The organism is Flavobacterium sp. AK-345, assembly GCF_058310175.1.
On record NZ_JBZEER010000022.1, the window covers coordinates 13,885 to 38,468 of the forward strand.

The 24,584-nt window shown below is 32.7% G+C and carries 9 protein-coding genes; all 9 read right to left on the reverse strand.

Going from position 1 to position 24,584, the window contains the following annotated elements; genetic code table 11:
* Positions 1-21 precede the first annotated feature (21 nt).
* The 9 genes from AC4FQ3_RS22430 to AC4FQ3_RS22470 all read right to left on the reverse strand — a co-directional run bounded on the left by AC4FQ3_RS22430 (position 22) and on the right by AC4FQ3_RS22470 (position 24,301).
* Complete coding sequence (locus tag AC4FQ3_RS22430; protein WP_042564224.1) at positions 22-546, reverse strand: hypothetical protein; 525 nt, start codon at positions 544-546, stop codon at positions 22-24.
* Complete coding sequence (locus AC4FQ3_RS22435; protein WP_491183349.1) at positions 543-6,614, reverse strand: fibronectin type III domain-containing protein; 6,072 nt, start codon at positions 6,612-6,614, stop codon at positions 543-545. The genes AC4FQ3_RS22430 and AC4FQ3_RS22435 overlap by 4 nt, the downstream gene beginning before the upstream one ends.
* Positions 6,615-6,665: 51 nt before the next feature.
* Entirely contained in the window at positions 6,666-9,134 is a 2,469-nt protein-coding gene (locus AC4FQ3_RS22440; RefSeq protein WP_491183350.1) for a TonB-dependent receptor, read from the reverse strand.
* A 90-nt stretch (positions 9,135-9,224) separates the two neighbouring features.
* Positions 9,225-14,078 (reverse strand): T9SS type A sorting domain-containing protein, encoded by a 4,854-nt coding sequence (locus tag AC4FQ3_RS22445; protein WP_491183351.1) that lies wholly within the window; start codon positions 14,076-14,078, stop codon positions 9,225-9,227.
* A gap of 4 nt (positions 14,079-14,082) precedes the next feature.
* A complete protein-coding gene (locus tag AC4FQ3_RS22450) occupies positions 14,083-15,315 on the reverse strand; it encodes a hypothetical protein (protein WP_491183352.1) in 1,233 nt (410 codons plus the stop codon).
* A 3-nt stretch (positions 15,316-15,318) separates the two neighbouring features.
* Positions 15,319-16,482 (reverse strand): hypothetical protein, encoded by a 1,164-nt coding sequence (locus AC4FQ3_RS22455; RefSeq protein ID WP_491183353.1) that lies wholly within the window; start codon positions 16,480-16,482, stop codon positions 15,319-15,321.
* A 79-nt stretch (positions 16,483-16,561) separates the two neighbouring features.
* Positions 16,562-18,640 (reverse strand): hypothetical protein, encoded by a 2,079-nt coding sequence (locus AC4FQ3_RS22460; RefSeq protein ID WP_491183354.1) that lies wholly within the window; start codon positions 18,638-18,640, stop codon positions 16,562-16,564.
* Between the two features lies 1 nt (position 18,641).
* Complete coding sequence (locus AC4FQ3_RS22465; protein WP_491183355.1) at positions 18,642-23,333, reverse strand: hypothetical protein; 4,692 nt, start codon at positions 23,331-23,333, stop codon at positions 18,642-18,644.
* 254 nt (positions 23,334-23,587) lie between these two features.
* Positions 23,588-24,301, reverse strand: coding sequence for a YebC/PmpR family DNA-binding transcriptional regulator (locus tag AC4FQ3_RS22470; protein ID WP_007811539.1), 714 nt, complete (start codon positions 24,299-24,301; stop codon positions 23,588-23,590).
* Positions 24,302-24,584 lie beyond the last annotated feature (283 nt).

Here is a 24,584-nt window from a genome sequence, read left to right on the forward strand (position 1 = left end):
ATAATTTGAATGTATTTTTCATTATCCTTTATTTTTAATTTTTGCGATTATTTCATCTGTTAATAGTGGATTTTCCCATATACCAACTACATAAGTAATATCTTCTCCTAATTGATCTTCTGCTGCACTACGAGGTTGATTTTCTGAGCTCCATCTACTGAATTCAATTAATATATATTCTTTCCCTTCTTCTTCAATTAAAATAATTTCTCCAGGAGCAGTATATAATGAGTTGATTTTTAATACACTTAAAAAATAACCTTTATGAATTGTATGCTCTTCGATTTCAAATCCATAGGTTTTAGATAAAAACAATAATTCGTTTATATTAAAATACTCGTTTGAATCTACAAATGGATTAACTATTATTTTTTTTCGATAAGCCTTCCTATTTTCAGAAGATATAATACTTCCATCCTCATTTAGAAATTTAATTGAGGGCCTAATCAATTCTGTTTTTATAGAAACTATATCTTGTATAATTTTTTCAGATCCATCGCCAAAAATTTCAGTTTGAATACAATAAAATTTTTCTATTAGTTTCATTTGCAATGAATGTTTTTTATTAATTTATCTACTTTGAAAGTTAAGTCTTCTATTTCGTCTACCCATTTGCCACCTCTAAAAACAGAACGTTGTACTATATCATAAGTTGCTCCTTTTATAAAGTAGGTTGCATCATGAAATTTATGATTAGACTGAATTTGTTTTGCTAGTCCTTGTTGCAAAACACCATTTTTATTTTTCCATGGTATTGCATCTCCATAACTAAACTTTAAACCATCTACATTTTTCATTCTAAACTTTATATACACCATTCCTTCTTGTATATCTTCTAGTAGAGCTCTGGAATCATAAGTATAAGGAATATCAATTTTATTATATTCATCTAAATTTACTGGACTAGCAAAACCACCTCCTAATTCTGTAACTTCAGTAACTTTTCCATCAGCTTTATCAACTTTTGGATTTTGAAAACGATCGAATAGATCTCCAATTTTAGGAGCAATTTCATCATCAACTTTTATGAATCCATTAAAAGGAGGCCAACCACCGTTTATTAAATCTTTTGGATCTGCATGAAAATAACTATATAAGCCATCCCAATCTTTATTACCCCATAATTCATAAGCCTTTACTTTTTGTGACATATTTGCATTACCAACAGTTGCTTCAAAAGCTTCAAAAGTTCCTCTATTAAGTTTCTCAACTTTCGAAATAGTAGAAAGTTCATCAATATTTTTTATTCCTTTTGAGGCCCATTTAGTCCAATAAGCTAATAATTTTTCATCTTGAATCCTTTTTAAAGTTACTAAATCAGCTTTTGCAAAATCTTCTAAAAATTTTGCTTTAGATGTTTCACCAAGCGCATTTATTTCTTTGTTTAGAGTGTTTAATTCGGATTTTTTGAGCAAAGTTAATAAATCTCCAGTCTCACTAACTCCTTTTTCTGATCTCAATATTAAAATTGCGCTGCTTACTAGTTCTATTTCTGCAGATGTAATAGCTTTTGCATCCTTCAATGCATTTAAGTTTTTTTCTAACTGTATGGCAGATAGTTCTTTCGTTGGTTTTGTTAATAAACTTATATTATTATTAGTGTTTATAAGTTTAACTTCTGTTGCAAATTCAACAGATTGATTTTTTATATCAATTGCTGTATAATTCAATTGTGTATCCTCAACAACTTCACCAATATTTTTAGCATCATTAATAGCTCCTATTTCATTAGAAATTTTCAACATATTATTTGGCAATAGTAAATCACCAACAGAAACGATACCAGTTACTAAACTTGCTTTATTAAAGAAATTTGCAAGTTCAGGATTTTGTTCTCTAAAGGCTGTTCCTGCCATACTTGCGACAGAACTTATTTTATCTGCATAGAATAGAACTCTTCCTAGTTTTGTTAATTGTCCTCCTGGTATAGCTAAAGTTAAAGCATCAAATGATGTTTGAATGATGTCTGCCTGTGTTTGACTATCGCCCACATCACTTGAGTATAATGATAAAATTGCAGGAACAGGAATTGCTATAGGTTTTCCATCCTTATCTTTATTTTGTGGATAATCAGAAAGCAGATTATCTTTTGACAAATTCTTATATAATATAAAATCAAACGGAGAATACAGTTTTGTTTTCGAAGCCATTGATTCATTCTTAAACAAACCTTCTTTTAAAACCTGTTCTACATGAATTTTTTTGGTTTTTTCGTCATATTCAGCATCAATAGATAAAAACTGATGTTTTGTTTTATCATAGTCGTAAAAAAGACCAATAACCGTAGAGCTCGAAAGATATGAAGCAAAATCAGCAGACCCTCTTACAAAAATGTTTTGATAATCATAAGTAAGAGTACTTTCTGGTTTTTTGAAGTATTCTTTAAGTTCATTTATAGACTTCAGTTTGTATTTATTTACAATTTCATTTATGCCATTCTTGTATTTATCTGATCGTAAAAAATGCTGATAGAATACACTCATTAATAACTTTCTGTTATCACCAGAGATAACTAAATTACTATCATTTATCTTAAGATACATAATGTACCAAAGAGGGAATTCTCTTTTGATTGTTGCCGGACCTGAACCACCTCTTGTATTTGGCCAGCTAAAAACTACTTTATCATTTTCTAATAAATCTATTAATGTGTTTGAATCAAATTTAGTATAGCCAATTATCTTAACTATAATTTTTTCTTCTTCTTCATCCCATAGATTTCTTTGCATTAGTATTTTAACCAGTGCTATTGCCCTTTCAGATTCTAATTTTTGGAATTCGAGCTCTGTAGCTAGTTTTAAGCATGTTACTTGCTGTTCGCTAATAGAGGTAAGTGCAACATTTGGATCAAATAAAGCTTTCAGACATTCATTATTTGTTTTTACCTGATCATTTAATGATGTATCAAAATACTGAAAATATTTTTCGTAGTATTTCTGTTTATCAGCACTATTATATAGTTCGTAAACAACACTATATTTGGTTGATTGACCTCTCCATCCTGTATGATCATTTAACTCAACTCTAAAGTTTTCATCCCATTTATAAGTGTTTTTTATAGAACCGGCATATGCAGTGGCTCCTGCACCAGATTGCTCAGAATACGTATCTGCAAATTTGTTGAAAAAGTCAGGATATACAACTCGCATTTCAGCAATTTTATTTATCCATAATTGCTCAGGTTTTCCAAAATGATTCTTAAGCATGTTTTTTGTGTTTTGATCATAACACCAAAGACATGAATTTCCAGGGACTTTAATTTCTTTTGTTAAGTTGTTTAAAATTTTAGTTGAATATGGAGCAATTTTATTAATAAATTCATCAAGCGCCATATCTTTTGCACCAGCATTATATTGAGTTAAATTTTGATGTTCACCAATAGGAAATGATAGTTTGAATATTGCATAATTTGAATTTTCATTCAATAACGGATAAATAAAACCATCAACTTTATTATAATCTGTCAAATCTTTATAAACTTTTTTATCTTGTTGATCTACATATCCTGTAGGTTTTTGATACACATATTCATGTATAGTTTTTCCATCTTCTTCGAGCTTTTCAAATCTATAGAGACCACCCGTTTTTGTTTTATTGTAATATGATTTTGAAGACTCATCAGCAACTACAGATCCATATATAAATTCATATCTCATTAATTTATTGTTAGGAATAGATACAATTTGCCCGTCTGGTGTAACAAATGATACCGTTCCTTTTGTTTCATCTTTAGGATCTTTATCTAAATTGACAAAACTATATGGAATTTTATCGTATGTTCTAATATTTTCACCATCTTCATCGCCTTGAAATAAATACAATTGCAATCCAGGCGCATGAAGAACCTGCCAGTCGTTATGGCTAAATTCTGTGCCAGTCCCATAATCCATCAATAAATCAGTAGGAGTAGTAGTATTGTATTCAGTAAATGGATGTTGTAATCCAAATACACCATGTCCTAATTCGTGAGCAATGGTTTTAGAGGTACTGCCTTTGTCTTCTTCTTTGTCTTTTGCACCACTAAATATAAAACCGAATTGACGTTTTAATGGCATAAAACCAGCTAGACCTTTAGAAGAAAGAATATTTGTCACTAAAACATAGTAAGAGTCTTTTTCATACTTTATTTGTGTTTTTACGTATGTTATAATTGCTTGTTGTTCTGCAGTGTATTGAGCTAACCAGCCACTATCACCACATTCAATAGTGTTTTTAGGATAGTAACTTGCAGGTAAATCTACATTTGCAGATGTAACAGTAAAATTAATTCCAGCTTTATTGTAAATATTATTAAGGTCTTTTTCTACATTAGTTATAGACGCTTTATTAATACTCACCAGAGTTACATTAACTTTTTTATTCGTTAAATGCCACAAATCTATTGTACCGGCAATATCATATTTGCCAGCCGCTTCTTTTGGATCTTTTGCTGTTGCAGGTTTTACTGTAGCTATGATTGTTTCTTTAGCAAAATCTAAAGTCTTTTTCAGAGTCAGCGTTGCAACGTTGTCTTTCCAAACAATTTGGGTACTGTCGATTGCAGTTCCGTTTTGGGTTTTAAAGACAAGATCTTTTTTGGTTTTTCCATTTTTGAAATCAACAGTTGCCACTACAACATCAGTTGAATTCGGACTTTCTGAAATAGCTTTGTAATTTACTTTATAAGTACCACCGCTTTTTTGAGGAATTGTTTGGTAAGTTTTATTTAATTTACCATTTTCTGCTGTTGGAGCAGTATCAAATGAATAAGTTCCATTTCCTTTAGAGAAAACAACATTTACATCCGCAGACGAAATCTCGGCTACATCGCCGCCAGATCCCATTCCGTTTGTATTTTTAGAAGTCGGAATTCCGCCTGGAGCGAGTTGTCCTGTTTGTTTCATGTCTCCTGCCGGAGCATTGGCAGGAACAGCAAATTGTTTTCCGTCTTTATCAGTGATGATAACATCATTTACCGTTTTGTCTATAACAGAAACAACGCCTGTAGTACTGGTTATCGTTATAGTTCCATCAGGATTTTTTACAACAGATTTTATAGATAAGTCATATTGATGATTAACAACATTTCCGGCATCTCCAAATGCATCATTTACAACACCATCAAGATCTGCCATACCACCCCAATTAGGATCATAACTAGCCACAATCTCCCCGGAAATCAATTTAAAATCAGTATTTACACCAATGTTATTAAACGTAATTCTGATACGGGAGAATTTACCAATATCGATTTTGTCGCCTCCAAGGGCATCGGCAGCATCAATTAGTTTTCTGAATTTTTCTAAGAAGGGCAGGGTTACATAACCTTCGCCGGTAAAGTTTCCGTTGCTTCCTGTAGCTTTTATTACAACAATTGGAAAATCTCCGGCAGTTACAACATCATTCGGGAAAAGGCTTGGTAACGGATTTTTATTTTTTAAATCATTTGGATCCGGCTGTATACCACAACCGGCAAAGGCAATTTCGTCTTGGGCAAGCGTCGTAAATTCGTGAATGGTGCTGTGCGTATATTTTCCAACATCACACGATGAACCAACAGTATATTCGTAAGTTGTATTTGGTTTTAAATTACTAATATTTATGGTTTCTCTTGGCGTTACCAATTTATACCAATCACGACTATTTTTTTCGCGATAATTTACCTGATAATCAAAATTGTCAATATTGCCGCTCCAGGTTATTTTTGCCTGATCCTGACTTACGCCGCTTGTTGTAATAGACAATGGTGCGGTACAAAATACTTCGTAAGTAAAAGAGAAAATTTCGCTGTAACCGTTATTCTTAAAAACACCAATTTCTTCTGCTCCCAGTATGGCTTTGGCTTTTATGCGCCATGCATATTTTTTTCCTGGAATAAGTTGCGGTTGCGTAATTCCGTATTGTAAAGTTGTATTTCTGGTTGTCGTGGTATACAATGGAGGTGAATACGCAAATGCATTTTGAACAGGGGTATAGTTATCCCAAATTTCGACTAATGAAAATTCATATTCGACATTGCTTACATTGATACTTCTTGGCGTCCAGCTAAAAACGATATTCTGAATATTTTGCTGCATGATCGAAGCACCATTCAAAGGCAGGTTCAGGAAAGGTGGTTCGTTTTGAAAAATAATAGTAGTTACAGCTGTTTTTTTGGATAATTTTTTGTTGGTGGCAAAATCATATACTTCTACAGAAATATTATAAACACCTTCCGGCAAAGGCTGTGCGTATTGGTTTGGATTGATTCCCAATATGTTCTGATATTCAAAATACGGTGCTAAGTCAACATTGGTTATCTGTAGCGGAAAACCTCCCTCAAGATATAATGGTCGTGCGCCTACAACAAAATCATTTGAAGCAAACGAAATTGAATTTCCCTGAAAATAAATTTTCAAACGCACTTGTCGGTTTGAGATCGTTAAATCGTTTAAAACCAACTGCAATTTTATAGGACTATTTATGGTCGTTGCATCGGCATAATTACTCAGGTAAATAGGCGAGGGCTGTAAAATTTGAGTGCTTATGGTAACAGGAAATGTTTGTGCATTACTGCTAAATCCTATAAGAGCGCATACAAAAAATACAAGTAGGTGTAGTTTTTTTAGCATTTTGGGTAATTGAGGTTTATCCATTTTTTTGGTATTATATCTTGTTTGGTCTTCCGACTTTAGTTTTTTAGAATCTTATTTCTGAATATGTTTTAAATCAAGTTCTTCAACCGTGGCATTTTTTACAGCTAAATCATGATAAAACGGAATCATTTTTAATTCGATAGCATCTACAATTTCTGTTGATGCTTTTTTGTCTTTTATCAATTTAAAAGCTTCTTCAATTTCCTGTTTGCTAAAATCAGCTGCATATTGGTTTTTCTGAATTTCGGTTGCCGGAATTTTGGCCAGCGTCGAAATTTCCTTCATCATCCATCTATGGTGCATTAACTGATCTCGGCTATTATTACTTCTTTCAACCAATCTCGAATACGATTTATAAGTAGTTTTGTCTGTTGCTTCTGCTTCAGTTTTACCGTTTAGCGGATGGCTGTTTACTCTTCCAATGGCAATTACATAAGAGTTTTCAAGACTTTCATCTTTAGTCGAAATTTCTTTTTCTAGTTTTTGTGAAGCTTCTGCCAAGTATTCGTTGTATTTATTTAAAGTTTCAGCTTCGGTATTATAAGCTTCCAGATAATCCAGCACTTTATCTTTAAATTGTTTTTCGTCAGGAGTTAATGTTGCCAATGTTAGCAAATGCTCCAAATTGGTATTTTCTTCGGTAGGTAAAGGCTGTAAAGCCAGTTGCATATCTTTTAACTGTGTGGTAATTTCATCACGTGTTCCTTCAAATATTTTTCCGCCAGAACTAATTTTCAGAATAGGATCTCCGGTTAAATTTAAATAGCCTTCGGTTCTTGGTTCTCTTTTCGGACGCAATTTAATCTTATCAAAAGAATAAGTGTAAGTAAGTGTACCTGTTAAATCGTTATTTTTTTGAGTTGAAATTCCATTTGAAGAATTACTGAACAACGAAATAACTCCCATATTGAAATTATGTTTCTGCAAATAGATATACGATCCATTTACTCTAAAATTGATAATGTCATTTTGCTTGTCTCCGTTATTATAACTTGTGTTATAGCTTGTTGATGCTGAGGTTGTAAATTTTTTATCAAAAAATAATTTGGTTGCGCCAATTGTCGGACCAATAATAAAACTTTTACCGCCGTCGGTTTTTCCGTATGTATTATTTATGGATGCATTAATATTTAAATCTTTCTCGGGATAACCAACACTGTACGAAAGACCGGAATTGTAATAAGTACTTGCACCGCCGGCAATCGTTTGTCCTTGTTGTTGGTTTACGGCATCCTGCATCGAAAAATTAGCATTTATCGATTTTTTAATTCGCTTGTCATTTTTCAATAAATAATTAATGGCAAGAGATGCATTTTGATTGACTTGTCTAAAGTTTAAAGTATCCAGATAGTCATACTCAGAAACCTGATTGATGTAGTCAAACTGATTTCGGCTATTGGTATACGATTGGAAATTAGAATAATTTAAATTGAAATTCAGTTTTTCTGTAGCACGGTAATCAATTGTCAGGGCAGAAACCAAACGTTTCATCTGACTTTCTTTTTGCTTGTCTAAATTGTCTTTTTGAAGTCCTAAATTTACAGATACAGAAACTTTGTCTTTGTATAGATTTTGAGTTGCATTCACGGTAATATTTTCTAAATCATTATTAAAATAATAACCGCCCAATGTTCTGTAATTTGGATCAATTCGTTCGTAGCCTAATCCTAAAGTTCCTTTTCCGGCAGGATAAACCAATTGCCCTTTAAAAGCATTATAACTTGCCGTTGTATTGTTCGGACTTAAAAATAAAGCCGCAACACCTTTTGCTTTTGTACCGTCGATTGTTCTTGTATCTTCTGTAATACTGCTATTGGCAAATTCTGTAAAAACCTGTAATTTTTGAAAAAGTTTAAAAGTAGTTTCAAAACTTACAGCCGCATTTTCTTTTGGAGAAACTCCTAATTCTACAGGTACAGGGTTTGAAATGGAATTTATTTCATCTTTAGCTTTAAAAAAGATAAGACCAAAAGTTACATTGTCTAAAGCATAATTGGTTTTAAAACCGTAACCAAATCTTTTATAAGTTGGTAAAAGATCCGGATAAGCGTTATTGTACTCGCTGCTTTTTAATAAACGGCCGTACATCGCGCTAACTTTAAATTTTCCTTGCGGAGTAAGATCAACTCCAAAACCAGAAAACTGATGTCCGCTTAAAGTATAAGGTGAAAAGGTCATGCTTACATCACCAATATGAGCCGTGATCCATTTATAAGATGGATGAATGCTTAAACGATTCATCAATACAGGTTTATCATAACCAAATTTTTGATTGGTATATGAAAAAGATAATGGAATATTGTATAATCCGGCTATGTTGAAATTGATATTTCCGTTAAGAAAATAACTAAAAGGTTCTCTGGCAGCGTTTCCTGAATAGAATATACTATTTGCAGACACACCTCCCGATACGTTTATTAATTTAGCTTTTGCTACTTCCTGAACATTAAAGTTTTGTGCAAAACCTAATGCGCTTACAAATAGCAATATAATATTAAATTTAAATCTTTTTAAAATCATCTTTTTTATTGTGAAAAACCAAATCAGCAGTACTAATTTCTGCTTATTGATTTTCATTATTTAATGAACATCTACTCTGAAAAACACAAATTATTTGATGATTATTTTTCTTAATTTAGTTCCTTGCTGTGATTCAAACAGTACAAAATAAATTCCTGACGGAAGTCCGTTTAAACTAAAATTAAACGAGTATTTATCTTTGCCTTCTTCGTATTTAGAATCTATTACCTGGTTGTTGCTTAAGTTATACACTTTGATGTGAGCAGGCATGATTTTGTCTAATGTTACATCAATAGTAAATTTTCCGTCAGATGGATTTGGGTAGATTTTTAGATCAAATTTCTTTTGCAAATCTGTTTCATCCGGATTTTCGTATTCGCCTTCGGTAACGATTATGGTTTTAGTTTGTGTGGCAACGCAATTTCCTTTTTTAGTAACCAAAGTGATATCATGTTCACCAATTGTATTAAAACTTATTTCTGCATAATCTTTATCTTTAGAAGCAATAATGGCGCTCGCAGGTAAAATCCATTCAACTTCATCGGGAATAGGATTACTAATGTCTACAATGATAATTTTTTCGTTTAGGAAAGCTTGAGATGAAACCGCAAATTCAGCACTAATGGCCGTATTTTGACTAGAAATTTGAATAGAATCTGTAGCCAGGCAACCTAATTTATTGGTAACAACAACTGTATACGTTGCCGGTTCAGAAACGGTAATCATAGCATCGGTGCTTTTAAAACCTTTATCAGATGTCCATGAATATTTTGCCTGATCGTCGTTTATAGTAGCGTTAATTGTTAAAGTCTGATCAAAACATAAAGTCACATCTGCCCCAAGATCTATTACATCTTGTGGCGGATTTTCGATTTCGTATGTTCTTGAAATAATACAGCCTTTAGCATCTTTAATTTCTATCGAATACGTTCCGGCTTTTGCGTTGTTCAACGTATTGGATGTTTCTCCTGTATTCCACAAATAGGTAAATGGCACAATACCTGCAATTGTAGTTACAACGATTGACGCATCAGAACCTGCATAACAAGTTGGAATTTTTATATTTTCAGATGCATCTAAATGTGCTGGAGCAGTAATAGTTATGTTTTTGTTGATCGTACACCCGTTTTTATCTGTTACCACTAAAGAATAATTTCCAGGAACAACTTCTGTTAAATTAGCCGTTTTTGCTCCCGTATTCCACAAATACGTATAAGGCAATGTACCTCCGGAAACGGCAGAAGTTATAGTCCAGTCATTTAAATCACCACAACGAACATATTCTGAAGAAAGTGTATTGGCTAAAGCTGTTGGTTCATTGATTGTAATATTTTGACTTTGAATAGATTTATCAAAAGAATCTGTTGCAATAACATAATACGTTCCTGCTTTTGCATTTGTTAATGTTTCGGCTGTTCCCACAACAATTGCAGGATTATTTACATTATACCATTTATAATAATAACCCGGAAGTCCGCCAGACGTAAGCGCTTTTATACTTGCTGTAGCATCACCAAAACATTGTACCATATTTATCTGAACGACATTTATAAACAACGGATCGACTTTATCTAAATCTCTTTCTATAATCTCACAGCCATTTGCATCAGTTATAGAAATAAAATACTGACCTGCATAAATGTTATAAATACTTGTATTTGAGCTTTGATTATTATCTGTAAAGATTATATTTTTGTTCTGGTCAAGCCAATTAAAATTATAATTTGGAGTTCCACCCTGAACCGTCACAGCAATACTCGCATCGTCTACACCTTGAGCTGATGGAGGGGTTTTAACTACACTTTTAATAGCCAAAATTTCAGGCTCGGTTATAACAAAATTTTGAGTAGCACTACAATTATTCTCATCTCTAACCGTTACTGAATAACTTCCTGCATATAACTCATCAATGACATTCGGATTTACTCCGGAAGAAACACTCCATGAAATGGTATGCAATCCGGTACCTCCTGTTGTGGTAATCTGAATTTTCCCATCCTTTTCATTTTTACACGAAACATTGGTTTGCGTAAAATTGATTTTTACCGGAGTGGGTTCGTTTATCGTTACTTTATTCGAAGTAAAACTATTTCCAAATCCGTCAGAAACTTCTAGGAAATAGTTTCCTGCAATTAATAGGTCTGTTGGATTTGTTGTTGATACTGTTACAGAAGGAGCAAGTTCATTATACCATCTGTAAATATAATTTTTATTAGTATCCGGAACTCCAATTGGCGCTCCACCGGTAATTGTTGCTTTTAAAACACCTTGTTTGTATCCAAAACATTTTATTGATTCGGTTTCATTTATTGCGGTGATCAAAAGTTTATCAGGTTGTATTAAAGTATATTCTTTAACAATAGAACAATTATTAGCGTCTGTTACCGTCAATTCGTAAGTACCAATTGTTAATTGATCTAATAATTTTGCATTTCCAATAATTGCAGAAGAACCTTTAACTCTCCATGCATAAGTATAAAGAGGAGTTCCGCCGGTTATTGAAACTTCAATACTACCGTTTTTAGTTTCAAAACCGCTTAGATTTTTAATTTTTGTGTCGGCATCTATAATTGATAAAGATGCATTTGGTTGTGTTATAGTAATATTCGAAAGTGTGGTTTCGCAATTGTTATCGTCTTTAATAACAACACTATAAACTCCGGATTTTAAATTGTTTATTAAGTCTTCGGTTGTAGCATATACAGTTTGTTCAGTATCTTTTTTCCATACAAATGTATAAGGCAGCGTTCCTCCGGTTACAGTAATATCAATTGTTCCGGTTTGATTTCCGTAACATAAAACATTAACTTTATTTGCAAGGGAAACGATTAATTTATCAGGTTGAATTAAATTTAATTCAGATGATTCTGTAATAGCTCCAACATTATCTTTAACGATTACTTTATATTTTCCAACTCCTAAATTCTCAATGAAATTTTGAGTTTCACCAATAATTTCCGCATTGTTCTTGTACCATTTGTAGCTGTAGTTTGTCACACCTCCTTGTACATTTGAAGTAATTTTTCCATTAGAATCTCCATTACATTTTATAGAAAGTGATTCTGTTAGTGCAACTGTTAATAAAGGATTTTGATTCACTATAAAAGTCTGCGTTGCCGTACATAATTTGCTATCAGTCACTACTAATGTGTATGAACCTGCTTTTAGTCCGCTAATATCTTTTGTAATACTAGTAAATCCAGAATAAGTACTTGAAGACCATTTGTAATTATAACCGCTATTTCCACCTGTTATGTTTCCTAGTGAAATTGCTCCGGTGCTTTCGCCAAAAATTGCGACGTGCGTAATCGTTGCTGCAGGAATTGTAATTACAGATGTAGGCTCTATAATTACAATATTATTCAAAAATGCCTGGCATCCATTAGCATCGGTAACTATAAGAGAGTACGTTCCTGCAATTAAATTTTCTATATTTTGCTGTGTGCTTCCATTATTCCATAAAAATTGATAACCACTTCCAACTGTTCCCCCAGAAACTGAAACTGAAATTTTACCGTCATTACCATTTTTACAAGATACATTTTGCTGTAATGCTGCGTTATCTGTAACTGATAAAGGTGCATTAGGTTGTGTAATTGTGTAAGTAGCTTCTACCATATCACCTTTACTATCTCGTATTTCTACACGATAAGTCCCCAAGGTTAGTCCTGTTATTGCTGCGGTTTTTTCTGTAATTTCGGTTCCGTTTTTAAACCATGTATAATCGTAGTCTGATGTTATGGTACCGCCAACTCCTTTAACTGTAAGTGAACCTGTAGCAGCACCAAAACATTTTACATTAGTTTGTTGTACAAATTCAAGATTTAAAGCTTCTAATTTTACAGTTATTACTGGAAAAGGACATCCTGAAGATGAAGTAACAGTGATATTATAAGTACCATTTCCTAAATCAGTTCTTTGGCTTACATCTTGCGATTGAAATGAAGTATCACCAATTTTTGACCATTGGTAGGTGTAGCCGGGGGGTCCACTTGGAAGAGTTCCACCCGTAGGAGTAAGTACAATTTTGCCGTTATTGTTTGTTAGTGTTGGTTGTGTTGAGGTATATGTAACTACCAAATCAGTTGCTGGTTGCTCTATATAGACATTATCAGAAATCTCACAACCTATATTGTCTTTAATTTTAAAAGTATAAACTCCAGCAGCCAATCCTGTTCTGGAATTAGAATTAAGAGTTAGATTATCATCCCATATTACTGTATATGGACTAACGCCTCCCGTTATATTCAATAAAGCAGTACCATCGTTTCCGCCTCTACATTTTACAGATTGAATCGTTTTTTTAGTTACTTGAATTAATGGATTTTGGGTCACATTAATAACAATAATGCTCTTATTAACCGGAGAAGCATTATCTGAAACAGTTAATTCATATGAACCCGCAGCACCTTTCACAGTTATTCCAGTTTTATTTTCAACTCCTTTAGTGATATCGGCATACGTAATTTTCCAATTATAACTATAAGTACCATTGGTTGCTAAAAAGCCACCTTTAGCGCTGGCTGTCAAGGTTGTAGTTCCTCCATTGCAAAAGATTTCTTTAGTGCCTGTATAGTTTACTTCTAAAAGAGGTGGTTCTGTAACAATAAATATTTCTTTTTTAGAACATTTTGCATTTTCTATAACAGTTACAGTATAAGTACCGGCTTCTAAATTAGAAATTGTACTTGTATTTGCAGAAAAAGTAGTATCCCCAGTTTTCTCCCAAGTATAAGTATAAGGTCCGGCTCCGTCAGTAATACCTCCTGTTATGGGATTTAACAGAATTTGTCCGTTAGATAACCCGTTACCACTTACATGAGTAATAGTTCCTGTTATAGTATTTATAACAGGTGGATTTTTAATAGAAACTTTTCTGATACCTGTTTGAGAGTAACTAAGTGTACCCGTAATCAATAATAATAAAAGTATAATTTTTTTCATATTTTTAATCATTTGCTTTTGTATCAATGCAGTTATACTTATCTCTAACTTTAATCGAATAATCTCCACTTGTTACTGTTATATTTATTGGTGATGTAAACTGAACTTCCACATCTGAATTTAGTATGTAATAGTAAGGCTCAGTTCCACCCGAAACTTCCAGACGAATTTGACCTTTTTCATTATTACAAAAAGGTTGATTATCAAATATTTTATAATCTATTGGAGATTCTGATCCTATAGTAAATTCAGGATATGGAGGCAGGTTTACACTTGTTTGCTGTGTACCAATAAAGGTTTGATAAACTAAATAATATGTTCCTTTTGGTAAATCTGTAAAAGTATATTTTCTATCAGGAAAATCAGCTTGTAATACAGTTGGTGATTTAATAAGCTGTCCATTTGATTTCTGATAAACATTAAATAAAAAATGTTCATTATTTGCTATATCTCGGCTAAAAGTAAAAGTTGCCTTTCCGTCATTTTTATAAATACAGGTTGTTTTTTTCAATTCCGGAACACCAACTAAATCTGGTGAGCATGGTATTATATTATAAGAAATAATATTAGAATCAACTTCTTCTCCGTTAATTGATGGATCTGAATCTATTACAGCTTTAAAGTCAATATTTCCGGAATATGCAGCAAGAAGATAATTTAATTTTATAAATTCAAAAGCCTGATTGTAATTAGTACTTATATTCGTTTTTTGGAAAGAACCTCCATCAATTCGATATTCCCAATAAAACTTCTGTGGCCCGGTACAGCCAACAGTTTTTAATGATATTTTATCACAAAAATTATTGTCTGCACCTGGCGAAACTAAAACCTGATTGCTTATTATATTAAAATAGGGTATGATTTCTATAGAGTAACCAATTCCGTAACCAACTGCTCTATAACAGTTTATGTTAAAATTAGTAGCAGATAATCCTGATGACCATTCTTCACCACATGAGCCACTACAAGAGTATGATTCCGGTCTGTAACCGCTAAAATAGTAAGCAGTTGGTATTTTATCAAAAATTAAAAAATCACCAACCTCTTTTATTGGCTGAAGAAGAACACCATTTGATTTTATCCAATATTCAGTGGAATAATTTCCCATATTCATATTTCCGGATACAGTACTATAATTCGTCCAGCCGCCTGTATTTGTTGCCATAACATACAATTGTGCCTGACTAGTACTGATTCCACAAATAAGAAAAAAAAGTAATAGGTAAAGTTTCTTCATTTATTATTGGTTTGCATTTTGATCGATGCAGCTATATTTATCTCTAACTTTAATCGAATAATCTCCGCTTGTTACTGTTATATTTATTGGTGATGTAAATTGAACTTCTGCATTTGAATTTAGTGTATAATAATAAGGCTCTGTTCCACCCGAAACTTCCAGCCGAATTTGCCCCGGCTCATTATTGCATATAGGCTGTGTATCAAATATTTGGTAATTTACCGGAGATTCTGATCCTATCGTAAATTCAGGGTAAGGAGGCTGGTTAACACTTGTTTGCTGAGTACCTATAAACGATTGATATATTAAATAATATGTTCCTTTTGGTAAATCTGTAAAAGTATATTTCCTATCAGGAAAATCGGTTTGTAACACAGTTGGTGATTTAATAAGCTGCCCGTTTGATTTTTGATAAACATTAAATAAAAAATGTTCATTATCAGCTATATCCCGATTGAAACTAAAAGTTGCCTTTCCGTCATTTTTATAAATACAAGTTGTTTTTTTTAATTCTGGTTCGCCAATTAAACCTGGTGCACAAGGAATTATATCGTAAAAAATTGAAGATGTAAACTGAGTTTTATATCCTGTTCTGATATTTAATCTCTTTTTCCCATCATAACCTGCTAAATCTTTTAATTTGAAAGAAATATTTCTTTTAGATTGATATTGATTTGGAAAACTGGTCCAGGGAGTATCCTCAAAACTATATTCCCAATTCCAGCCTCGAGTTAAACTAATAACATCTTCTTTACAAATATTTGTTCCAGATGGCTGTGGCAGGTAAATACCCATAATATCTGAACTACCAATACATCCACTAAACGATGCACTATCAAAAGTTTCAGGATTATAAGGAATCGTCTTATTTTCATCACAATCTGAACCATCTTTATTCCCTGCAGTACTTCCACTGCATCTAATAACGGTAGGATTATCTGTAACGTAGAAAAAATCATATTCTACAACAGCTTCGTCTTCAGTATTACTTCCTTTAGAGACAGTTTTACTTCCAACAGTTACCCTGTGATTACCAGCGTGGCTTCCGTTCCAACCTTGAAATCCATCTAAAAACGTTTCGATCAACATCCCATATTTATCTGCTTGTGCATTACATATTTGTGTTAATCCAAAAAATAATAATATTAATAAAGCTTTTATTTTCATTTTTTTAAGTTTTTGGTACTATTATATTCACATGTCAACAATGAAAGAGGTAAAAAGAGAATGTATTTTTTTTCATAAACTAAAATTTTATTGTAAAAAAATCCATTTTGGATGTTCTTCCGTCCTTAAATACAGCTCTAATTCCGTATTTATAAGTAGTATTAATGGTAATTGTAGGGTCAGATAAACGTTTTGTTTTTCCAACAACAATCTGAATTAACTGCAATGCATCTTTATCAGAGGCCTTATAAATTTCAAAACTATCCACTTCATTATTAGAATATTCCCAAGACAAATCAATTGTATTGGTAGTTTTATTTGCCTGTGCAAAAAATCCTTTTACAGATGGCATAATAGAATATTTAGGCACAAGTAAGTTTACTCCGGGTGATGGATTGGAAACAAGATTGCTGTCATCTTTTGCAAAAATGGCGTATTTATAAAGAGAACCATCTTTTACATTTTTGTCCTGAAATTTTTCTTCCTTATTTTTAGTTTCAAAAACTAAAGCCCAATCTTTATGATCGTTTTCTTGGCGGTATAATTGATGCACCACAACATCTTCGCTGGAACTATTTGCCCATTCCAGAAAAACAGAACCATCTTTTATTTCATATTTCGTAAAAGCAGGTGAGGCCGGGGCAATTAAATCAGGTTTTTTCAGAATCAACGGTTCTGAAAAAACAGACATATTGTAACGATAATCGACAGCGATAATTTTATAATAAACCTTACTGTTTAATGTTTTTACAACAACCTTATCTTCAAATGTATTTGGCTCGCTTGGACTTACAGTTACCTGACTATATTCTTCATCAGGGTTATTTGCTTTGTAAATTCTGTATCCCAATAAATCCTTTTCTTTATTGTGAGTCCATGTTAATTTTACAATTCCTAAACTGTCGATTACACCTTTTAAACCAATTGGCTGAGCAGGCGGAATTGAATCAACAGGTTGCACAAGCATAGGAAAAGAGGTTCTGTTATTACCATTTTTCCCAATAGCAGTTAAAGTAAAATAATTGGTAGATGATAATTTGTTAAAAACAACGTTTCGGGATTTTGGCGAAATATTTTTTATAACTGTTTTATAATTACTATCGTCATTGTCTGAACGGTTAAGTTCAAAACCACTAATTTCATTACTGCCTTCTTCAGGAAATTCCCAAATTAAGTTTACAGTAGTATCATCTTTGAATTCTTTAACAGTTAAATGAGGTACAAATTTTAATATCGCCTTGCTTTTTCCTGTAACAATTTCAGAATATGGACTTAGTTCTCCAAATGCCGAAATTCCCTGAATTCTGTAGCTATAAGAAATATTGTTTGCAATCGAATCTATATAAAAAATACGATTGTTATTTAAATTTTGCTGATTTAAACTTGTATACGGTTTATCAGTTATTCTTTTAAAAGTTTTTTTATCCGAAGAACGTTCGATATAATAACTGCCATATTCATGTGCAAGAATCTTAAAATTCCAACTCAACATGGTACTGCTATCTGTAAAATGAGCAGTAAAATCCATAGGTTTAGGTAAAGGTTCATATTCTTTTAAGCCTACAAATACACCACCATATGCAATTTTCATTTCAGTATCAGGTACATTTGACAATATTCTGTAAATGTATTTTTCGTTTTGTTTAGGGCTTAAATCCTCAAAACCTAATCCTGCTTTTTTTGCAATTTGAAAATCTTTATCGGCAGTATATAAAGCAAAAGTAAATCGTTGCTGAGTTTCTTCAGAAAGATTTATAATCGACTGTAAATTGTCAGCCCCAGTAACAGCGAAATTTTCTCCATATAGTGCCTGAGCCACAATAGCAGCTTCGTCATTAATTTCAATAATTTTTTCCCAGGCTTCAAGGGCTTCCGGTTTAACAACTTTTCCCAGAACTAATTTTTCAGGTTTTTCTAAAGTTTTGTTGTCTCGGGTTACCGTGTATCTTTCTAATAAATAACCATATTTATTTAATTTTTTCCATGCAAGAGGATCATTCACAGCCCAACGGAGTAATATCTTATCTTTTTGAACCCTCGCAATAACTTGTATTTCTATTTTTTTTTCAGATAAGATCGAATCATTAGTGATCTTGACCTGTGCTTTGCCAGAAACAGTTACAATTAAAAAAAAGACAATTAAAAATTTAAATTTCATGCTAGTTTATTTTGTTGTATGTAAAAATTGAACTTGTACCAGCTTGCCCTCCAGGAAGGGTATACTTCAATTTTATATTATAAGTACCTTTTTTTATGTATGGAAATTGTCCGTTAATGATATAGTTATACTTTCCAATCATTGCCTGATTTAGCGTATTTACATATTTATTTACAATTTTATATCTAAGATTTGCAAAATCGGTTTTATAGAAATAGGGTAGGTTATATCTATAAGGTAGATAGTCTTTTAGCACAAAACTTTCAGGACTATTTATCGCATAATCCTGATACCATGCCAGTGTTTCGACTGCTTTTGTTGGAGGTACTCCTAAAATGGCTGTATTTCTGTCAAAAGCAAGATCGGCTTCCAATGGATATCCACTATAAATTAATGGGAAAATATCATTTTTATAATACGAATCATCTAAAACCGCTTCGGCATTAATCAATGGTGTATTTAAAGTTTTATCATTTCCAATAAGCTCTACCAGATCAAATGGTTCCGAAGAACTATTTGTAGATTGTAAAGCGTGTACATCTGCATAAATAATTTCAACCAAAGTTTCTTTTGATTTCTTTGCAGTTATTTTTTCCTGAAAAGTATTATATTGACTTGTATTGAAATTATATTGTAAAAGTTCTACACCATTACCACCAATTATAGTTTCATTTAATTTATTGCTTTTCATTTCAATGTCAGCATCACTACCAAGATCTTGTTTCTCATAATTTTGAGAAAGATTCGAGTTCGCATCAGTTGGTGCTTCTAATGTCATTAAAGAAATACTGTATGGCTTAAGAGTTTGTAAAACAGGCATATCAACAATTACTTTTTTAAGACTTGGATTATAAGTAATAGCAGAATTCAGAGTTTTATCTCCAGTTTTATAAAATCCTTTTTGAGATTGTCCGGGTTTTAATTCAAATAAATAAGACTGTCCTTGTTTTAAAACAACATATGCCTGTTTACTTTCATTTGGATAAACATATTTTTGATCAAAAACAGGATAACTGTAAGCAATGTTAGTTACCGGAATATTGTTTGGAGCAGCACCTGTTGTAAAATTTCTTGTTTCACTTTCCATAGCAATTTGTCCCTCATCGTATATGGTTTTCCAGCTACCGCTTACATTTTCCTGAAAACTAACTTTGACGGTTAAAACTAAATCTGAATTTTGAGGTAAAACCTCAACAGAATTGAAACTTACTAAATCACTGGTTTGATTCCAGCTTAAGCTTCCTATTATCGGAACGCCATCTTTTTTGATCGTATATTCTTCAAGCTTTAATCGATATGTTTTTATACCACTATCTCCTTCAATATTAAAGTTTTTATCAACAGGCATGTTGAATCCAACCTGAGGAACCGTAAAAACATTTACATCTTTTGTTCCTTCTGCCGGCGTAATATCAGCAATTGATTTTATGCCTTCAAGAGGATTATTGGTTGTGAATTCACATTGTTTTCCAAATTCTAGTTTAAATCTGAAACTGCCCTTAACAACACCACCTAATAAATTAAAATAACCGGCCATATAACCTCGAATCCAGACAGGATTGGGTAATTTTGCCTGTAGTAAAACAGCGCCACCGCCTTTTATAATTGATATTTTCTTTTTTATAAAAAACAATTTAATATTAATTCCAAGTTCTCCCTGAAGATATGCATATGATTGACCGTTAGCATACCAGCCATCAATACCTATTTGGCCTGATCCTTTGCATTCTGCCTCGCCATAATCTTTTACCATAATATCGAATCCAAAACCAGCTTGAAAATTAGCATAAAACATCAAAAAACGTAGATCTCCCGTTTTGATACTAAAATCAGAACCAAAAGCAAAACCTTTACCAGAAGCAACACTATTTTCATCACGCATATAATCCAAAACGGCGACATCTACCCCTAATAATTGAGCAACAATATCAGGTGGAGGAGGGCTTGCCGGAATATCATCTCCAAGCATGAAATAACCGCCTGCTTCAACTTCAACAGAACCAATAGCCATTTTTATTCCTAATCTATCAGTAGGAGTCCCCATACGAATGTACCATTTGTCGGGAGCAAAATGTAAAACTGCCCAGCCAGCTCTGTTTCCTGAAGCACGGCCTTTTATAAAACCACCCGGTGTGTCAATGTATAAATCAAATGTACCGTGCAGTGTTTTTGATCTAAAATCGTATTCGATAGCTGCAAAAGCATTAATTCCCATTGATGTCTCTACAGTATTGGGGTATAAGTCTTTTGCCGCTTTAGATAAATCAGATACTTTTAAAACTTCTAACGCCGCTTTAGATAATAATGATTCATTTTCCGTTACTGCTTTTAAAGCACTGGTTAATGCCTCTGCACCAGGTATTTCAAAAGTTTGCATAACGTGGCCTTCACCATAAATACTAATCCTGTTTATACCACCACTAGTATTAAAGGCGATTTCAAAACCGGCACCTCCCCAAAAAGCACTGGAAGTTGCAGTACCTGCAAATTTAATCATGGCTTTGACACCCAACCCAGATTCAATATCAGGAACATAATTAGATCCCGAAGCAGCAAATTGATTACTGAAACCGTCTTTTTTCATGTGGTAAAAAGCACCACCTCCAAAACCTTTAAACGTAATGGCTCCGGCGGGAATGTTTAAATTATCCACCATGGCATCTACATACCAGTATCTAAAATCTATTGATCCAAAAATAGCATTGGCTTCGACTTTAATACCGCCCGTAAAATCACAACTTAATGATCCCTTAAAGCCTTTACCATAAACAGGATCATTATCCATAATAGTAATGCTTCCCTTTAATTTCATTCCGCCTAAATCGGCGCCAATTGAAATCTGTTCAAATTTTAGATGGTCATACTTCCATTTCTGTATCCCTTTTTCTCGGTCAAATTTTCCAACGACATAAAATTTAGTCTGGCCTGTAAATTGATTTTCCATCATATTAATGGCAAGATCGACCTTCAGGCTGGCACTTTCGTCAGTGGCAATTAGAGCAATTTCATTAATCGTTACGGGGAAATTACTAACACTTTGATCCTTGCCCTGAATATTTTTATATCCAAAATAATCAGCACGGAAATATGGAGTTACTGTTTGTAATATTAAATTTTCAAATATAATTCCTTTAAAATCAACAGTTTCCTTTTTGTCTGCAGTTGTACCAGCTTGAGCTTCAGCAGCTGTAACTGGTTTATTACTGGCTTTTAAAGATAAAGTACCGTAAAGAACTGCTTTTGGTAAAAATTTACCGTCTTTTACTTTTAACTCTATATAAGAGTTTTTTTCGATAATAGCATTCGCCTTAAATGCCTGAAAGCAAATACCATTTGTGACCTGCGCATTTAAAAGATATTCATTATTTACAGGATCAATTAATGCTTTATAAGCAAGCTCTGATCTTGCACCACCATTGCAGCTCGCCGATTTTTCAGAAAGAGGTAAAAGAATATCCCCGCCAAAACTGGCTGCAGTTAATGAATTTGCTACTAATGTTATACTAACTGTATCAAGAGACATTTGCCATCCTGAAGCATCTCCTTCGTCAATACCTATTAAATTGCTCCCGGAAAAAGTTCCGGAAACACCCATACGGTCTATTAATAAATCTGTGGCTTCAAACCGTATTCTTTCATTGCTTTCTTTTTTCTTAAACTCTTCCGGTAAAACTATTTTAAGAGATTGTACATAAAGACCGCGCCATAAATTTTCGTTGCCAGGTACTAAATATTTGGTAGCATAATTGGGTGGCCATTTTACAGTTGTGGAATTTCGTAAATCACTAAAATCGATTACTGCTTTATTTAATTCAAAACAAAAACCTTTTTTAGAAGTTAACTGAAATTTAGGCAATGACATTTCGATTAAAATATCATTCCAGTTAGAAACAATAGTTTTAAAATTTCCGGTAACGAGTGCAGGAGAGGGAAGAGCTACATAATTATTATCAACAGGTTCCAGCATGTTTCTTGAAAACTGCACATCAGCCGTTATTCCAAGTTCTTTAAAACCATTACAATCTATAGTAACATAGGTTTTGTTCTCAACGACTCCGGTTTTCATGTCCATTCCGCCCTTCAGAATCAACAATAAATTTTCGCCGTTTATTTTAATAGGAACATCCCCCAGTAAAACCAGATTAGTATCTCCAACCAAACCACCTTTATGAGATAACTTGATGTTATTTGCACCAAAAAACAATTCTTTTGGTTTTCCATCAGCCCCGTGTTGTGGGATAATGATTCTTACGAAAGCCGTTAACTCGGTATATTCGGGTGTAAATTTTGCACTACTAATTCCTAACAGATATTGAATACCTCCAATTGTCTTCTTTATACCCAAAGGTAATTGGGATAAATTCTTTGGTTCCAGATTATCTGTAAGATTACCATTTTCATCAATTTTCAGACAAGTTGCCTTTGCCTTCTGTAAATCGTCAGAAGTTTGCTCGGCAATAGGAAAATTCTTTCTTAAGTATTCATTAGTAAATTCACTTTCTGAATTTTGAATGAAATTGAAAGAATTATTCTCCGGATGAAAATTTGGTTTTAGGTTATTATTTTTAGCTAATGAAAGTTTTTTCGAATTACTTATTGTGTCTATATAAGTATTTGAAAAACAGTTTAAACTGATCGTAAATAAAACTAAAGTGTATACAAATAAGCGTAATCTAAGAGTAGTTTTTTTCAATGTATATGTAGGTTTTTGATGTACTATTTAGCAACTAAGAGCTTCGAATATATTATAAATATTTAACAGGAAAAGAATTATTTATAAAAAATTATTATATTTTTTCGTTTAAATTTTACATAATTATCATCTTTAAAATAATTTTTCAAACTTACATTATACTTATTTATATTCATTACGGGATTCCACATTTTGACAAAAAAAAACTCCGGTTTTATCCGGAGTTAATTATATAATAAGAAAAATCAAAAAAACTATTCCTCTTTCATAGTATGGTAAACGTTCATAACGTCATCATCTTCTTCAATTTTTTCGATTAGTTTTTCAACGTCAGCGATTTGAGCTTCTGTAAGTTCTTTAGTGATTTGCGGAATACGCTCAAAACCAGAAGATAAAATTTCAAGACCTCTGTTCTCTAATTCTTTTTGTAAAGCTCCAAAGCTTCCAAAAGGAGCGTAGATTAAAATTCCGTCTTCATCTTCAAAAACCTCTTCGGCACCAAAATCAATTAATTCTAATTCTAATTCTTCAGGATCAAGGTTTCCTTTTGCAATTCTGAAGTTACAAGTATGGTCAAACATAAACTCAACAGAACCCTGAGTTCCCATTGTTCCGTTGCATTTGTTAAAGTAGCTGCGAATGTTGGCTACAGTTCTATTATTGTTGTCAGATGCAGTTTCAATTAAAATCGCAATTCCGTGAGGAGCGTATCCTTCAAACAGAATTTCTTTATAGTTGGCAGTATCTTTATTACTTGCATTTTTTATCGCGCGCTCCACATTGTCCTTAGGCATGTTAGCGGCTTTTGCATTTTGTATAACAGCTCTTAATCTAGAATTGGCATCTGGGTTAGGACCACCTTCTTTAACGGCCATAACGATATCTTTACCAATTCGGGTAAATGTTTTAGCCATTGCTGACCAACGTTTCATTTTTCTTCCTTTTCTAAATTCGAACGCTCTTCCCATTACTGATTTTTTATTTTGAGATGCAAAAATACGGTTATTCCTTATTTTTCCAAAATCAATTCAATTCTTTTTTAAATTATGTTTTGTGTGAATAATTTAACCGCAGAGTTCACTAAGATTTACGCAAAGTTTGCAAAGCTTTTTATCGAAGTTTTGATAAGATCGCAAAGTTTACTTTTTCAAAATCGAAGATTTGGAAAAAGTAGTAAAATCTAAAATCTAAAATCTAAAATCTAAAATCTAAAATCTAAAATCTAAAATCTAAAATCTAAAATCTAAAATC

Coding starts and splice junctions, on each gene's coding strand:
- AC4FQ3_RS22450 (WP_491183352.1), bottom strand. CDS start 15,315: ATGAAGAAACTTTACCTATTACTTTTTTTTCTTATTTGTGGAATCAGT.
- AC4FQ3_RS22435 (WP_491183349.1), bottom strand. CDS start 6,614: ATGGATAAACCTCAATTACCCAAAATGCTAAAAAAACTACACCTACTT.
- AC4FQ3_RS22430 (WP_042564224.1), bottom strand. CDS start 546: ATGAAACTAATAGAAAAATTTTATTGTATTCAAACTGAAATTTTTGGC.
- AC4FQ3_RS22460 (WP_491183354.1), bottom strand. CDS start 18,640: ATGAAATTTAAATTTTTAATTGTCTTTTTTTTAATTGTAACTGTTTCT.
- AC4FQ3_RS22470 (WP_007811539.1), bottom strand. CDS start 24,301: ATGGGAAGAGCGTTCGAATTTAGAAAAGGAAGAAAAATGAAACGTTGG.
- AC4FQ3_RS22455 (WP_491183353.1), bottom strand. CDS start 16,482: ATGAAAATAAAAGCTTTATTAATATTATTATTTTTTGGATTAACACAA.
- AC4FQ3_RS22440 (WP_491183350.1), bottom strand. CDS start 9,134: ATGATTTTAAAAAGATTTAAATTTAATATTATATTGCTATTTGTAAGC.
- AC4FQ3_RS22445 (WP_491183351.1), bottom strand. CDS start 14,078: ATGAAAAAAATTATACTTTTATTATTATTGATTACGGGTACACTTAGT.